The organism is Rhizobium sp. CC1099, assembly GCF_029714385.1.
Classification (GTDB): Bacteria; Pseudomonadota; Alphaproteobacteria; order Rhizobiales; family Rhizobiaceae; genus Rhizobium.
In genome coordinates this window covers 1,680,328-1,696,085 of sequence record NZ_CP121641.1, presented here as the reverse complement: position 1 = coordinate 1,696,085, position 15,758 = coordinate 1,680,328, and the positions used below count along the sequence as shown (strand labels likewise).

The 15,758-nt window shown below is 59.5% G+C and carries 15 protein-coding genes and 1 pseudogene; 12 read left to right on the top strand and 4 right to left on the bottom strand.

Annotated elements, in window-relative coordinates; genetic code table 11:
- Positions 1–76 precede the first annotated feature (76 nt).
- Genes metG through QA644_RS08695 form a run of 3 tightly spaced genes read left to right on the top strand, consistent with a single transcriptional unit; the run spans position 77 to position 3,251 of the window.
- Positions 77–1,627: a methionine--tRNA ligase gene (metG, locus tag QA644_RS08705; RefSeq protein WP_194729710.1), complete on the top strand. Its 1,551-nt coding sequence runs from the start codon at positions 77–79 to the stop codon at positions 1,625–1,627.
- 9 nt (positions 1,628–1,636) lie between these two features.
- Positions 1,637–2,419, top strand: a complete 783-nt coding sequence (locus QA644_RS08700; protein WP_283072004.1) for a TatD family hydrolase — start codon at positions 1,637–1,639, stop codon at positions 2,417–2,419.
- Positions 2,420–2,423: 4 nt separating this feature from the next.
- Positions 2,424–3,251: an MBL fold metallo-hydrolase gene (locus tag QA644_RS08695; protein ID WP_283072002.1), complete on the top strand. Its 828-nt coding sequence runs from the start codon at positions 2,424–2,426 to the stop codon at positions 3,249–3,251.
- 26 nt (positions 3,252–3,277) lie between these two features.
- Here QA644_RS08695 and QA644_RS08690 read toward each other — a convergent pair whose 3' ends face one another.
- Together QA644_RS08690 and QA644_RS08685 are read right to left on the bottom strand one after the other, a co-directional pair.
- Positions 3,278–4,087, bottom strand: coding sequence for a methyltransferase domain-containing protein (locus QA644_RS08690; protein ID WP_074070265.1), 810 nt, complete (start codon positions 4,085–4,087; stop codon positions 3,278–3,280).
- A gap of 455 nt (positions 4,088–4,542) precedes the next feature.
- Positions 4,543–5,697 carry an MFS transporter gene (locus tag QA644_RS08685; protein WP_283071999.1) on the bottom strand — a complete coding sequence of 385 codons (1,155 nt, stop codon included), beginning with the start codon at positions 5,695–5,697 and terminating at the stop codon, positions 4,543–4,545.
- Positions 5,698–6,276: 579 nt separating this feature from the next.
- Here QA644_RS08685 and QA644_RS08680 point away from each other — a divergent pair.
- Positions 6,277–7,650, top strand: a complete 1,374-nt coding sequence (locus QA644_RS08680; protein WP_283071997.1) for an ISNCY family transposase — start codon at positions 6,277–6,279, stop codon at positions 7,648–7,650.
- A gap of 15 nt (positions 7,651–7,665) precedes the next feature.
- Here QA644_RS08680 and QA644_RS08675 read toward each other — a convergent pair whose 3' ends face one another.
- Positions 7,666–8,403, bottom strand: a complete 738-nt coding sequence (locus QA644_RS08675; RefSeq protein ID WP_283072350.1) for a hypothetical protein — start codon at positions 8,401–8,403, stop codon at positions 7,666–7,668.
- Between the two features lie 313 nt (positions 8,404–8,716).
- Between QA644_RS08675 and QA644_RS08670 the strand changes: the two are divergent.
- From QA644_RS08670 to QA644_RS08650, 5 genes and pseudogenes are all read left to right on the top strand, one after another.
- A pseudogene (locus QA644_RS08670) lies at positions 8,717–9,435 on the top strand (IS30 family transposase); the annotation flags it as partial.
- 92 nt (positions 9,436–9,527) lie between these two features.
- A complete protein-coding gene (locus tag QA644_RS08665) occupies positions 9,528–9,848 on the top strand; it encodes a helix-turn-helix domain-containing protein (protein WP_239598813.1) in 321 nt (106 codons plus the stop codon).
- Positions 9,845–10,309, top strand: a complete 465-nt coding sequence (locus QA644_RS08660) for an SRPBCC family protein (protein WP_239598815.1) — start codon at positions 9,845–9,847, stop codon at positions 10,307–10,309. The genes QA644_RS08665 and QA644_RS08660 overlap by 4 nt, the downstream gene beginning before the upstream one ends.
- A gap of 45 nt (positions 10,310–10,354) precedes the next feature.
- The gene (locus QA644_RS08655; RefSeq protein WP_283071995.1) at positions 10,355–10,771 is read left to right on the top strand and encodes a GFA family protein; all 417 of its coding nucleotides are present in this window, start codon (positions 10,355–10,357) and stop codon (positions 10,769–10,771) included.
- Between the two features lie 491 nt (positions 10,772–11,262).
- Positions 11,263–11,655 carry a GFA family protein gene (locus tag QA644_RS08650; RefSeq protein WP_283071994.1) on the top strand — a complete coding sequence of 131 codons (393 nt, stop codon included), beginning with the start codon at positions 11,263–11,265 and terminating at the stop codon, positions 11,653–11,655.
- 64 nt (positions 11,656–11,719) lie between these two features.
- Here QA644_RS08650 and QA644_RS08645 read toward each other — a convergent pair whose 3' ends face one another.
- The gene (locus tag QA644_RS08645) at positions 11,720–13,228 is read right to left on the bottom strand and encodes a winged helix-turn-helix domain-containing tetratricopeptide repeat protein (RefSeq protein ID WP_239599551.1); all 1,509 of its coding nucleotides are present in this window, start codon (positions 13,226–13,228) and stop codon (positions 11,720–11,722) included.
- Between the two features lie 135 nt (positions 13,229–13,363).
- Here QA644_RS08645 and QA644_RS08640 point away from each other — a divergent pair, with 135 nt between their 5' ends.
- From QA644_RS08640 to QA644_RS08630, 3 genes are all read left to right on the top strand, one after another.
- Entirely contained in the window at positions 13,364–13,579 is a 216-nt protein-coding gene (locus QA644_RS08640) for a DUF1127 domain-containing protein (protein ID WP_283071992.1), read from the top strand.
- A 13-nt stretch (positions 13,580–13,592) separates the two neighbouring features.
- Positions 13,593–14,801 carry an MFS transporter gene (locus QA644_RS08635; protein WP_283071990.1) on the top strand — a complete coding sequence of 403 codons (1,209 nt, stop codon included), beginning with the start codon at positions 13,593–13,595 and terminating at the stop codon, positions 14,799–14,801.
- Between the two features lie 333 nt (positions 14,802–15,134).
- Positions 15,135–15,563 (top strand): DUF4864 domain-containing protein, encoded by a 429-nt coding sequence (locus tag QA644_RS08630; protein ID WP_283071988.1) that lies wholly within the window; start codon positions 15,135–15,137, stop codon positions 15,561–15,563.
- Positions 15,564–15,758: the final 195 nt, after the last annotated feature.

Below are 15,758 nucleotides of genomic sequence, written 5' to 3'. Positions count from 1 at the left end.
TAGTGTTTCTCTTCTTCATGACATGCGCTAAGAGCGGCTGATATTTCGAGAGAGTAAGCCGGACACGATGGCCGCCATGACAGACAAGACGCCCTTTTACATTACCACCGCGATTTCCTACCCGAACGGCAAGCCGCATATCGGCCATGCCTACGAGCTGATCGCGACGGACGCCATGGCGCGCTTCCAGCGTCTTGATGGCCGTGATGTCTTCTTTCTGACGGGCACCGACGAGCACGGCCAGAAGATGCAGCAGACGGCGCGCGCGGAGGGTATTACCGCCCAGGAGCTTGCCGACCGCAACTCCGGCGAGTTCGAGGCGATGGCCCAGCTGCTGAATGCCTCGAACGACGATTTCATCCGCACCACGGAACCCCGCCACCACGAAGCCTCCAGCGACATCTGGAAGCTGATGGCGGAAAACAGCGACATCTACAAAGATTCCTACGCCGGCTGGTATTCTGTGCGCGACGAGGCCTACTACCAGGAGAACGAGACGGAGCTCCGCGCCGACGGCGTGCGCTACGGGCCGCAGGGCACGCCCGTCGAATGGGTAGAAGAGGAAAGCTACTTCTTCAGGCTTTCCGAATACCAGGACAAGCTCCTCAAGCACTATGAGGACAATCCCGATTTCATCGGTCCTGCCGAACGGCGCAACGAAGTGGTTTCCTTCGTCAAGTCCGGCTTGAAGGACCTTTCGATTTCGCGCACGACCTTCGACTGGGGCATCAAGGTGCCCAACGATCCGTCGCATGTCATGTATGTCTGGGTCGACGCGCTGACCAACTACATCACAGCGACCGGCTATCTCCAGGATCCGAACGGCCCAAGAGCGAAGTACTGGCCGGCCGACATTCATGTCATCGGCAAGGACATCATCCGCTTCCATGCGGTCTATTGGCCCGCCTTCCTGATGTCGGCCAGGCTGCCACTGCCAAAGCGGGTCTTTGCGCATGGCTTCCTGCTCAACAAGGGCGAGAAGATGTCGAAGTCGCTCGGCAATGTCGTTGATCCCGTCAATCTGGTGAACCATTTCGGTCTCGATCAGGTGCGGTATTTCTTCCTGCGCGAAGTCTCCTTCGGCCAGGACGGCAGCTACAGCGAAGAGGCGATCGGCACGCGGATCAATTCCGATCTTGCGAACGGCATCGGCAATCTCGCGAGCCGTTCGTTATCTATGATCGTCAAGAATTGCGACGGCAAGATACCGGAATGCGGACCGTTGACCGACGAGGACAAGGCGATGCTGGCGCAGGCCGATGCGCTGCTCGCGTCGACGCGCGAGGACATGGACAAGCAGATGATCCACAGGGCGCTCGCTTCCATCATCGCCGTCGTTTCGGAAACCGACCGTTATTTTGCAAGCCAAGAGCCGTGGGCGCTGAAGAAGACCGATCCGGCGCGGATGGGCACCGTGCTCTATGTCACCGCTGAAGTCGTCCGCCAGATCGCGATCCTGCTCCAGCCGTTCATGCCGGAATCGGCGGGCAAGCTGCTCGACCTCGTTGCCGCGCCAGCCGATGAGCGCGGTTTCGCGGCATTGGGCGAAGCCGGACGCCTCGTTCCCGGAACGCCGCTGGAGGCACCAAAGCCTGTCTTCCCGCGCTATGTGGCGCCGGAAACCTGAGGGTCTGCCATGCTGATCGATACGCATTGCCATCTGGATTTCGCCGATTTCGAGGAGGAGCGAGACGATATCGTCTCGCGCGCTCACCAGGCCGGTGTGAAGCAGATGGTGACGATCTCGACGCGCGTGCGGAAACTCGAAAAGCTGCTCGCGATCACCGAGAAATATCCCTCGGTCTTCTGCTCGGTCGGCACGCATCCGAACAATGCGGATGAGGAGCTCGACATTCAGACCGAAGATCTCGTGCGCCTCGCCAAGAAACATGAGAAGGTCGTCGCGATCGGCGAAGCCGGGCTCGATTACTTCTACGACACGCAGACGCCGGAGAACCAGACGACAGGCTTTCTGCGCCATATCGCTGCCGCTCGCGAAACACAGTTGCCGCTGGTGATCCATAGCCGCAGTGCCGACGAAGACATGGCGGCAATCCTGACGTCAGAAACTGGGAAGGGGGCCTTCCCCTTCATTCTCCATTGCTTCTCGGCCGGTCCCGCGCTTGCCCGAACCGGCGTCGAACTCGGCGGCTACATTTCTTTCTCTGGCATCCTCACCTTTCCGAAATCCGAGGAGTTGCGGGCGATCGCAAAAACAGTCCCGCACGACCGGTTGCTGGTCGAAACCGACGCGCCTTACCTTGCGCCGAAGCGCTGGCGCGGCAAGCGCAACGAGCCGTCCTATGTAGTGAACACCGCCGAGGTTCTCGCTGAAACGCTCGGCGCAAGCTATGCCGAGATGGCGCGGATCACTACCGAGAATGCTTTCCGGCTCTTCTCGAAGATGCCGAAGGTCTAGCCGCGTGAGCTACCGGCGGCGCTTCACCATTCTCGGCTGCGCGTCGTCGCCCGGCGTGCCGCGCATTACCGGCGATTGGGGCGCCTGCGATCCCGCCAATCCGAAGAACCGCCGTACGCGCGCAGCCTTCATGGTGCAGCAATACGACGACAACGGCGGGGTCACGACCGTCGTCATCGACACCGGATCGGATTTCCGCGAGCAGATGATTGCCGCCAAGGTGCAGCACATCGATGCTGTGCTTTACACGCATCCGCATGCCGACCACATTCACGGCATCGACGATCTGCGCGGCTATTTCCACAACGCACAGCAGCGCGTGCCGATCTATGCCAATCCGTTCACGATGGACCGCATCCGCCAGGTCTTCAGCTATTGCATCGAAACGCCGCCCGGCAGCAATTATCCGCCGATCGTCGAGCCGATCCTGATCGAGGATATGACGCCTATCGCCATCAGCGGCGCTGGAGGCTCGATTTCATTCCGGCCGCATCTGCAGCAGCACGGCGACATACATTCGCTTGGCTTTAGAATCGGTGATGTCGCTTATTGCAGCGATATCAGTGACTTCCCGCCCGAGACTGTCGCAAAGCTTCAGGATCTCGACATCCTCATTATCGACGCTCTGCAATACCGCTATCATCCAAGCCACCTGTCGCTTGAGCAATCACTCGACTGGATCGGCCGGCTGAAGCCGAAGCGGGCGATCCTGACGCATATGCATACGCCGCTTGACTACGACACCGTGATGGCCGAGACGCCCGAACACGTCGAACCCGCCTTTGATCAGATGCAGTTCGAGGTCAAAGTGGATGAGCTCCGAGCAGACTAGCACGACCTGGGAACGGTCGGCACCGGCTAGCGAACCTCAGCGACAACGACATGAGCACGTAGGTTTCCATGAATCCGTCCGCTGCCAAAGCGCTGTTCGAACGCTGCGGCGACCGCTTGAACAGCCTTTTCGTCATCGGCAGCGCGCGCGGCGATCTCCATTTTCAATGGCGTACCCCGACAGAATGCTATTGCGACGTCGCGCGGCGAGGGGGCATGCGCGGCCATGTCTATCGTATCGATCGTCACTTTCCGGAAGCCCGCGTGCCTGAGATCATTCTCGATCGTCTCTCGCTCGTAATAGCCATGCGGCGTTCGTTCGAGAAAACGCGTGGGGTCGTCAGGAAAAGCCGCGACGATTGCCTCGGAAACGGTGCGGGCAATTTCGTTTTCGGCAAGCGAGGCCCAAGTGTTGAAAAGAAACGTCCCTCCAGGCTTCAGCACCCTCAGTATCTGCCCATAACCGCGCTGCTTGTCCAGAAAGAACATCACGCCGAACTGGCAGGCGACAACATCGAAACTTGCGCTGTCAAAGGGCAGCTCGAGTGCGTCCGCCTGTTTCCACTCGACCTGACGGCCAACGCCCTTCTTCGCTGCGATATCGAGCATCGCCTGGTTCAGATCGGTAGCGACGATTTGGACCTCCGGCGCAAGCCTGGTCGCCATCGCCCGTGTCAGCACACCCGATCCTGCGGCGACTTCCAGAACGCGTTCAGGATGGCAGTCCGCGACGCGGGCCGCCAAATCCGAGGCGTATCCCTCGAACAGGATCGGCACGAGGAACTGCTCGTAGATCGCGGGAATGTCTCCTTGGAAATGCGCATCGGTCGCGGTCATTATCTTCTTCTCCTTGGCTTGCCGGCGCATCGCGCCGAGCGAGCGACGCATGACACAGCGGAGCGCTGTCTCTCGATACTTTCCTTGTTCCGAGTAAAGTGTCACACTCGACAGCCAAGGCAACTAGCCCAAAAGACCTAGTAAGGACCACACCTCGACGGTCAACCGGGACGTCCCACACTGTGAGGGTTGTCCTTCGCAGCGGCATCCTGGTCGGATCCACGCATCCAAAGTCTCGACAGCAGGGCAACACGACCCAAAGGTCATTCTGCCGTTTAGTGTCTCCGAGATCGATGAGCGCACCACCAGGCGGGGACTTGCGTTTGGTGCCCCGTACGAATTCGCCGGCGTGGAGAGGGGATGTCGACGGAGCGGCGGCCGCGCCGTTTGTGGCCGTATGGCTGGACAGGTGTTTATATCCCAGTGAATGCCAACGGAGCAGTTTCCATAGTGCTTTATGCAGCAGCCAGTCGGCGGCGAGCGGAGAGGGACCGAACACATATTAAAGCGGAAAGTATGACTGGCAGGCATACAAGGTACGCTGTCCTGATACCAGCGTGCTCCGCCACAAAACCGAGGAGCGGTGGAGCGAGGAAGAACACGACAAACGACATTTGGCCCAATGCCGCGACATTGAGATGGGAGGCTCGGTCCGAGCGCCGCGCCGCTGCAGAAACGGCAAGGGGGTATACCACGCTACAACCGCCGCCCATGAGCGCAAATCCAACAAGGGCGATGTATTGATGCGGAGCAAGCCACACCGCGCAAAGCCCAACGGCTGACACGAGGAGCAGTGTCAAAGCGACCGTTCGGGAGCCGAAGCGATCGACAAACGGATCTGCAAATAACCTCGTCAAAGCCATGAAGAAGGTGAAAAACGTGAGGCCCAGCCCTCCGACGAACGGTTCGGATTGGAAGACGTCGCGCATATAGATCGCCGACCAATCAATGCCCGCGCCCTCGACCAGGAATGCGGCGATACCAATGACACACAGAGGAAGCAGTGCAACTGTCGGAAGCGCGATACGCCCCGCGTCTGAATGATCAAGCGCCACTCTTGCAGGGGCATTGCGCATGCCAGCGATTACTATCGTACCGGCGATCAGGACAAACCCGAACGTCAATCCTAGATGAAGCTGCGTTGATACGCCGGCCTGGCGGACTGCGGCCGAAACCAGGGCTGTGACGAAGAAGCCAAGGCTCCAGAATCCATGTGCCCGGTTCATGACGCCCCGTCCAAGCTGCGCCTCAATGCGGTCAATCTCGACGTTGAGATTGATCTCCAGCGCTCCTGCCAGCAGTCCTTCGCACAAAAGAATGCCGAAAACCAAAGGAGCAGCACTCACCCAAGGCACAAGAGCAAGACACGCGGACGTTGCCAACACGGTAAGAAAAGCGGTGGTACGTGCTCCGAGGCGGGCAACGATGGGGGACGAAAACGTTAGTGAAACCAACGCGCCGACCGCGGCTCCAATCAGCGTCAAACCGAGCTCAGATTTGTCAATCTGGAGAGCGTCTTGAATGTCCGGAAGACGCGACAGCATAGCGCCCATCGAAACAGCGAACAGGAAGAAGCAGACATAAATCCGCTGCTGCGGTCCGATGTGCATGTTGTGGCTCCGGAGTCTAGAACGGTGGGAGACCTCCTTTTAGGAGAACTGCCCCCCGATAACAACATGAATGCTCGCTCGTAAGTGGTGTAGGCACGGTTTGTGGCGTTTAGTTGCCACGACGCATCTCAAACGCAGAGGCAAGCGAGCGACGCTAAGAAGCGTTGCCGCCGACTGCCGAGGCTTCTGGGTGTGGCTGTGGAACCGAGGACTAAGCGCGCTTTCGGTGAATGGCCGCAGCGATCGATGCTTGTAGTTCGTGTTCGCCCGCAGTGTCGGCTAACGCAACCACCAAAATGCAATGCGGGAGCGGAGCTCGTTGGTGGGAGCCAAGCACGCGGAAGATTATTCTGGCTCGACGGTTTGTGTCGTTCTAGGTTCCTGATGATGTACGGAATTCGCCTGTTTGTGCCAGTTCTGCTCCGTTCTTACAGGCTCCTTCCTCACCAGCGAAGCGTTTGTTAGTTCCATAATCTATCTTATGTGATGTTTGTGTGTAGCCGCAAAGTTAAAGTGTCCTGATTCTGCAAAGTTGGAATGTCACATTCTCCCCGGTTTTGATGACGGCGGAGATTGCGGATGGGACTGATTGCGATGAGCGAGCGTGATCTGCAGCGGATCGAGATTTTGTCGAAGGTGATCGCCGGCCGCATGACGCTGGTGTCGGCGGCGCATGTGCTTGATCTGAGCACGCGCCAGGTGCGTCGTCTGCTGGAGCGGATCAGCACGAGCGGCGCGGCATCGATCCGGCACAAGGCGATCGGCCGAGCCTCGAACAACCGGATCAGCGACGGCATTCGCGATTATGCGCTGGCGCTGGTTCGCGAACGTTATGCCGACTTCGGTCCGACATTGGCGGCCGAGAAGCTTGCCGAACGCGATGGATTGCGTGTGTCGCGCGAGACCTTGCGCCAATGGATGTCGGCGGCCGGTCTGTGGCTGTCGCGCAAGCAGCGGCGGACGTTTCATCAGCCGCGGCTGCGTCGCGAAGCCTATGGCGAGCTGGTGCAGATCGATGGCAGCGAGCATCGTTGGTTCGAGGATCGCGGACCGGCCTGTTCGCTGCTGGTGTTCATCGACGATGCGACCGGCAAGTTGATGCAGTTGCGGTTCGTACGATCGGAGAGCACCTTCAGCTATTTCGAGGCGCTTGAGCTCTATCTGAAGGAGCATGGTGCGCCGATTGCCTTTTATTCCGACAAGCATACGGTGTTCCGGGTTCCCAAAAAAGACGCCAAGGGCGGCCAGGGCATGACCCAGTTCGGGCGTGCGCTTTGCGAGCTAAACATCGAGATTCTTTGTGCAAACTCGAGCCAGGCCAAGGGTCGGGTCGAGCGGATGAATCGGACGCTACAGGATCGTTTGATCAAGGATCTGCGCCTGGAGGGCATCTGCGGCATGGACGACGGCAACGCTTTCCTGCCGCAGTTCATGGCGCGGTATAACCAGCGGTTTGCCATCGCCCCTACCCGTTCCGACAATCTGCATCGGCCGGTGAATCTCGCGTTGGACCGGCTCAGGGACATTCTGTGCAAGCGTGAGCAGCGTTACGTCGGGGCGCAGCTGACGTTTTCGTTCGAGCGCAAGCGGATCATGCTGGAAGAGACGGAGGTGACGCGCGGACTGGTCGGTCGCTATGTCGAGACCTATGCCTATGCCGATGGCCGGCTGGATGTGCGCTGGAAGGGGCATTCCCTGCCCTACCGGGTGTTCGACAAGGACCAGCGGGTGACGCATGCGGCGATCACCGAGAACAAGCGGCTCGGTGATGTGCTGGCCTATATCAAGGAGCGACAGGATCAGCAGACGAAGCCAGTTGTGAAGACCAACAGTGACAAAAACGGCTACGTCAAACGTGCTCGCGGCCCGGGACGGCGGAAGGATTTCATGGGCGATCCGGTGGTGATTGTGCGGCGGGAGAAGGCGTTAGCACGGCAGGCATTGGCCGAGTGAACTTTCGAGATAAGGTCAATGGACGCTGATCGGGGCTTGCTTATCGGCTTCCAGCTTTAAGCAGGCGTCCCACAACGGTGTCTTGCGATAGGTTCCGTCCTGCCAAATGGTCAGTCCCTCGCGCTCTTCGTGTAGCAATCCCAGCCAGCACAGCGGCTGGATGATGTCGTAGCGGAGCGACGACCGTTCCGTCCAGGTTTCGACCGTCATCTCTGCCGGCGCTGGGTACGTTTCGCTCGGGTATAGCTCGTTCGCCAGGTCGTCGAGAGAACAATGCGTTCCTGCTTTCATATTGATAAGATTGAGAAAGACGTGCCACCAACGCATCCGATTGCGGACGGCCTCCTGCGTCTGCCCATGATGGATATAAGCATAAAGATAATCCGTCGCGACCAGATCAAAGTAGGCTCTCGGCCTTGCGAGGAAGTCCCAGCCACGTTTGGTCGGCAGTAGTAGGTCTTTCCTTCGACGAAGAAGTTTGAGGTGGTAAGCCATGTCGCGCACCACCCAAAGCGGTGGCATGTCGGATTCGTTGAGAACTTTGTTGATGCTATATAGATCATCGACGGTGAAGCCGGGCCACTTGAAGTGAACGGCGGCCCAATGAACGAATTTCCGGTTCATGGCCCCTGTTGCTGTCAAGCCGATACCCGCTTGCGTGTCGGCATAGGACAGAGCCAGGATCATGCCGCGCATCAGCGGCGAGAGAGCGGCGACATCGACGTCACCCAGCAGCCTGATTTCTGGAAGCATGCGCGGTCCTGACTTCAACCCTGCACCATGCAGGTACCGACAAGTATCAACCGGCGACAGAACAATTGCTACTGAGAAAGCTAAAGCCGAAGGGATGGCCCTCACCCGCCCCGATCTTCCCTTGCAACCCGGACCAGCCGGTTAGATCGGGGCTGGTCGGCGTGCCTTAGGGCAGCTCAAATTGACATTTTTACTTTGCGCTAAAGCGGACAGTTCAACTTGGCTGCCACATTGTGTGTGTAGCGGGGTGGGTTCAAGGATGAAGTGCGACTTGCGATAGATACCAATGGGTTATCACTCGCAAGGAATGCTCATGAGACGCACCTACTCCCAGATCGATATGGATGAACGTGTAAGATCGCTCGCTGGCGAGCGGCCGGCCTGAGCGCCACGGTCATTGCCGAGAAGCTTGGACGGCATCGTTCGACGATTTTCCGCGAGCTCAAGCGGAATGCGTTTGAGGATCCGCAGATGCCGGATCTGAGCGGCTACTATTGCGTGACCGCCAACGAGATGGCACGTGAACGCAGAGCCAAGCTGCGCAAGCTCGCCCGCTTCGTCCATGTGCGCCAAGCGGTGATCGAGCGGATCATGCATGGCTGGTCGCCACAGCAGATCGCCGGCCGCATGCGGCTGGAGCGCCATCCGATTTGCGTCAGTTACGAGACGATCTACAAGTTCGCCTATTCCGCAGACGGTCAGGCCATCAAGCTGTGGCGGCACCTGCCGGAGCGTCGCGCGAGACGGAGACCGCGGCATGCCCGACGCCGTCACGGTCGCCGCTTCAGCCCGGAACTCAACATTCTTCACCGTCCTGACACGGTCGCCGAACGCAAGCAGTTCGGGCATTGGGAGTGCGATCTCATTCAGTTTCGCAAGAAGTTCGGCAAGGCCAACGTGACGTCACTGGTGGAGCGGGTCAGCCGCTTTGCTGTCTTCCTGCGCAACAACGACCGGCAATCGAAGCCGATCATGGACGGGCTGATTGAGGTGCTCCAGCCCCTACCCCACGCCGCTCGACGCTCGATCACCTCGACCGCTGTCACTTGAAATGCAGGTAAATACCTGTGCTTGACATGCAGGTGGATACCTGCATATTGTGGTTTCACATTCGAGTGAGACCAATGGACGTTGACAAGGTTTTCAAAGCGCTGGGCGACCCGACACGCAGAAAGCTGCTTGACCTTCTTTGTGAAAAGAACGGGCAGACGCTCGGCCAGCTTTGCGACAACCTGGACATGGCCCGGCAATCCGTCACGCAGCACATCGGGATATTGGAGGCGGCCAATCTAGTGAGCACGGTTAGGCGCGGTCGGGAAAAGCTGCATTTCATCAACCCCGTGCCGCTCCACGAGGTCTACGAACGGTGGGTGCGGAAATTCGAACATCAGCGGCTTAGCCTGCTGCATGATCTGAAGAAGGAACTCGAAGGAGAGCAACAATGACCAAAGAGATGACCAGCTTTGTATACGTGACCTATATTCTCTCGACACCGGAAAAGGTGTTCGAGGCCATAACGAAACCGGACGTCGCAAGGCGCTACTGGGGCCACGAGAACGTCTCCGACTGGAAGCCCGGATCGAAATGGGAACATATCCGTGCCAACGATGAGCGGACTGTCGAACTCGTTGGCAAGGTCATTGAGGTCTCGCCGCCGACCCGTCTCGTCATCACCTGGGCGAATGCTTCGCAGGCCTCCGACCCGGCAAGCTACAGTCGGGTGACGTTCGCGATCGAGGAATACGACAACATGGTCCGGCTGACCGTCACCCATGACGAACTCGAAGCCGACAGCGGGATGGCGAAAGGCATCAAACAAGGTTGGCCGGCCGTCCTGTCCAGCCTGAAATCTTTCCTGGAAACCGGCAGCGGCATTGACCTTTTCGCCAAGCCAAAATCGGCCTGATCCCTTGCGGTGCCAATCAACAAGTCTGCCAGCGGGAGAATGATAATGACCAAGACTTATGCCGGCGGATGCGCGTGCGGCGCGATCCGCTATGAAACGAGGAGCGAACCCATCTTCGAGAACCACTGCCAATGTCGGGATTGCCAGAAACGAAGTGGCACGGGGCATGGATCCTATCTGACCTTCCCCCGGCGAGCCGATGTGACAATTACGGGCGAACCGAACACCTGGCGGGTAGCGGGCGACAGCGGGAACGAAAAGGTCCACGCCTTCTGCCCCACCTGTGGAACACCGGTCTATCTGACATCCGTCGCAATGCCGGAGCTGATTGCGGTCCCCGCCACCAGCCTTGACGACCCTGGCCAATTCAACCCGCAGGTGGTCACATACACCATTCGCGGCCATGGGTGGGACACGATTAATTCCTCGTTGCAGAAATTCGAGCGAATGCCACCCGGATAAATTCGGTTGAGAGCAATACGAAACTGCCGGCAATGTTTGCTGGTGCTAGGGCTTGATTTAAGCCGTTTGTCGCGGTTGTTGGGGGACCATTCTGAAGCTCGGCATCTGAAACCAGACTTTGAGCCGGTTCGCTCACCCGGATCCGCCAAGATCGATCAGTCCTGAAGGATTTCTGTGTTGGTTGGTGTGCCGCCGTCATGCGGTCTTCATCACAACCCCTTCAATGGCAACCCTCGGTGACACAAAATTGCCAAGAGCAGTGCAGACAGCGGCCTGTACTTCTGATTGAACGGGTGTGGTTCCCATGATCTATTCCTTCCGAGCGAGTGCTTTGATGCAGCCCCCCTCACAGAGCGCCGGCCGCTGTTCACTGCTCATGGGATCTAAAGCCCATGGCTGGGTGATGCACCCGCCCCTATCTGCCTTGCAACCCGGACCAGGCCGGTCAGATCGAGGCTGGTCCGACCGTTTGACCTTAGAGGAGACGCAACATGGACAGATTCACCGGCGGTTGCCTGTGCGGCAACGTCCGAATTGTGGCGTCGGGACTCCCATACCGGGTCGGCCTTTGTCATTGTCTCGACTGCCGGAAGCATCATGGGGCTCTTTTTCACGCTTCCGCGATCTTCCCTCAGGATGCGGTGACGATCGATGGCGAAGCACGCGACTACGCGGGGCGGTGTTTCTGTCCCCGCTGCGGCTCACCCGTTTTCGCACGCACCGCAAACGAAATTGAAGTGAACCTGGGATCCCTGGATGCCCCTGACCAGCTGATGCCAACCTACGAAAGCTGGATCGTCCGTCGCGAGTCCTGGTTGCCGCCGTTTCCGCTCACGAGACGATACGACCGCGATCGTGACGCCACGAGCCGCTTTGAGGAATAGGTCGCACGAACGGTGCGAAGGCGCCGATACAGCAGCCTTCGGATTGAATGGCCGTTTGGGAGGGTCACTCCGGAAGACCGGCCTTGCGGTAGCCATCAACGAAATGCTCGAGCGTCGCGGCGTCGCGGAACGGCTCCGTCGTGGCCCAGTGGCGGGTTGTGAAATGCGGGTTGCCGACGAGGAACAGTTCGACCTCTGCGCGCGCCTCGTCGAGCCGGCCAAGTTGGGCAAGGCTTGCCGCCAGGAAACGGCGTGAGCTTGTACGATAAGTCTCCTCCCGACGCAGTGTCTCGATAGCGGCTTCGTATTCACCGGCCGCATATAGCGCCTGGCCGAGCGTCAGATAGTACCAGCTTGCCGGAAGCGGATTCAGCCGGAACGCCTTGCGGATGTGCTCAAGGCCCTCCTCGACCCGCCCGGCCAGGACCGTAATGTCGGATAGCGCCGCCCAGGTGTCGGCTTCGTTCGGGTCGAGCTCGATCGCCTTGGCGAATTCCGCGTCCGCCTCGGCGAAGCTGCGCTCATAGGCAAGCAAGTAAGCAAGGCTCCAGCGACAGCCAGCATCGTTGGGATCGAGTGCTACAGCTTTGCGCGCAAGCTTCAAAGCGTCGCTGCGGGCAGCTTCCGTTGGTCCGCCGCTATGTACCCATCCCATCCAGTGGTTCACGGCAAGCCAGCGATAGGCCTCGGCATATTCCGGATCGAGCGAAACCGCGCGCGTCAGCATCAGATGCGCTTCCCGCGCCGTCTGCGGCGAGTCATCCATCAGCTTGCGCGCCCGCACGCAGAGATCGTAAGCCTCGAGATTTTTGGGCCGATTGCGCGGCGGCGGTGCACGCAGCCGGCCGAGCAGCGCCTCCACGATTTTGCCAGTGACCTCGTCCTGAACGGCAAAGATATCGTCCAGGCTGCGATCGAAGCGTTCCGCCCATAGATGATCGCCACTCACCGCGTCGACGAGCTGGGCGTTGATGCGTACGCGCCCCGCGGCACGTCTTGCGCTCCCCTCCAGGAGGTAGCGCACGCCGAGGTCCTCAGCGATCCCGCGCACATCCATCGCCTTTCCCTTGTAGGCAAAGGCTGAGTTGCGCGCGATGACGAACAGGCCGGAGATCCTGGACAGGTCGGTAATCAGGTCTTCAGTCAACCCATCCGCGAAGGATTCCTGCTCGGGATCGTTGCTGACATTCACGAAGGGCAGCACGGCTATCGATGGCTTGTCGGGCAGTGGCAAAGGTTTTTGCTTCGCGCCACCGAGGTATTCGATGGCCCCCGTGAAGCGGTAGCCGACGCGCGGAACCGTGGCGATCCATTCACCGCCATCGGTGGCCGGACCAAGCAGCTTCCTGAGCTGCGCGATCTGGACGGTGAGGTTACCTTCCTCGACGGCTGTGCCCGGCCACGCCGCGTCCATCAACTCGGCCTTGCCCAGGATTTCGCCAGGCCGTCCGACAAGCGCCGCAAGCAGCTTTAGTCCGCGGTAGCCGACGGCAACGGGATCATCGTTCCGAAGGAGCGTTCCCGCACCCGGATCAAGCACGAACGGACCAAAGGCAAAGCGCGATCCCTGCATACGGCGCATCTATAGCCTGTTTGCAAGTTTTTGGAACTATTTGGGGGAGCTTAATTACGGCGCCGTTCGTATCCTGCAGAATTCATCCTCTTTCAGGTCGAGGGCTCTGGACCCTCAAACCATATGGAGGTTGCCATGAACGATGTTCCCCGCGTGGAGCTGGCGAAAGTGTCGCGTCGGACTTACAGCCTGGCGACCCTGCGAAGCGTTATCGCGACCTGGGACGAGCGCAAACGCCTTCGCTGGCAACTTGAGCAAAAGTCAAAGGATGATCCCCATTTGATCGACGATATCGGTCTGACGAGGCGGCAGGTCGAGGCAGAGATCGCCAAGCCCTTCTGGCAGCGATAAGGCGAATGCTGCAATGACACCGGAGCGCCAGTTTCCGCGTGCCGCAACGGTTTGCCGGCACTTGCACAGCACGACATCCCCGCGAGAGGATCGGATCCCTTGGGCCGCGATGGCGGGCATCATCGCGACCGTCACGGTGTTCGCCGTGGCACAGGGGCTGACTTATCCGCTGCTCAGCTTCATCCTGGAGCGGCAGGGGACGGCGCCCGGCCTGATCGGCTTGTCGGCGGCGATGACGCCGCTGGGTTTCATTGTATCCGCGCCCTTCATTCCGACGCTGGCGCGGCGGGTGGGCGCGGCGCGGCTTGCGATCCTTTGTTCCACCCTCGCCGGGCTCATCCTGATCGCGATTGCCTGGAAGCAGGAGGTCTGGGCCTGGATGCCTCTGCGCTTCCTCCTCGGCTTCTTCGCCAATCCGCTTTACGTGATCAGCGAAACCTGGCTGATCGCGATCACGCCCGCGCCACGCCGGGGCCGCATCATGGGCCTCTATTCATCGATCGTTTCGAGTGGCTTCGCCATCGGCCCGCTGTCGCTCGGCCTTGTCGGCACGCAGGGCTGGCCGCCCTTCATGATCGGCATCGTGGCCTTCCCTCTCTGCGGCTTGATCGTACTTGCGGTCGTGCCGCGCCTGCCGAAGATGCCGCATGAAGGTGAGGCAACATCGGTCGGCGGCTTCTTCGCACGGGCACCCCTTCTGTTGTTCGCGGTTTTCACTGCTGCCGCCTTCGAGCAGGTCGTGATTTCCTTGTTCACGGTTTATGGTGCCGCGCTTGGCAGTGCCGAAGCACGTATCGCTTCGCTCATCGCCTGTTTCACCGCAGGCAATGCCGTCCTGCAGATATTGCTCGGGCGCGTGGCCGAACGATTCGGCTCGACGCGGACCATGATATTCTGTGCCTTGGCTTCGCTGGCCGGCTGCCTGCTGCTGCCGTCGCTCTTCAACGCGTGGCTCATCTGGCCGCTCGTTTTCGTCTGGGGCGGGGTCTCATTTGGGATTTACACCATGTCGCTGATCCAACTCGGCGAGCGTTTCATCGGTCAAGCCTTGATCGCCGGAAACGCGGCCTTCGCGTTCGTATGGGGTATCGGCGGCATCGTGGGCTCGCCCGCGACAGGACTAGCGATGCAACTGATCGGACATCAAGGGCTGCCATCGTTCCTTGGCCTTATGTGTTTTGTACTGGCGGTGTTTCTGATGGCGGAGAGACGGCGGGGCTGATCGAGGCACTTGCCTCGCGCCGCATCGATGGTATGCCGGATTTTGCCAAGGGAGCCAGCATGACTGCCGAAGATCTCCCAATTCAAAAGGGCGTGCGGCCGCGCTTGCTTCCATCGGGACCGCCGTTGCTGGCGGCACACCAACTCGCCGCTGCAGACGGAGGACGGATGTCGCTTTCGGTCTTCGACACAGATGCAAGGTGAAAGCGCAAGGACTTCCGCGACGGTGGAGGACGCCGTGCGACGTGACAGTCTGCATGAACGCAGCAACTGCCCCACTTTCCAAATCTGCAAAGTACTCTACACTCCGCTTTATATCGCCGGAGAGAAATCCATGCGCGCTTTATCCTCTGTGTCTGCGCTGTGTGCTGCTTTGATCTTTGTATCGATACTGGCGCGGGCCGAAGATCCGGTCGAGACGACGCGGCATATCATCGAGGATCAGATTACGGCCTTCCTGAAGGATGATGCGGAGACGGCCTATTCCTTTGCAGCGCCCGGCATTAAGGCGATGTATCCGGACAAGGGCGTCTTCTTTGCGATGGTGAAGAAGAGCTACGAACCCGTCTATCATCCCGGGAACTATGCTTTCGGCCGCAGCCGCTCCATCGATAACGGCGCGATGATCTATCACGAGGTCCTGATATCCGGCCGGGACGGCAAGGACTGGACGGCGATCTACCAGATGATGCGGCAGCCCGACGGCGGCTACAAGATCAACGGCGTGCAGATCGTGCCGAACACCGACAGCAAAGGCATTTGACGGCGGTGCAGCCAATCCTTTTCCAATGCATGCAGGAAAGAAGGATCGCCAGGCCGCACTAGCCGCTTATGCCTGAAAATGCGAGCGCGGCGCCGAGAAGGCCGGCGAAAGCAAAAGCAGCCGGATGAAGGAGAAATTCGCACAGCACCGACAACAGAACCAGCGTCCCGACGGTGATCTGGACCTGCCTGAAGA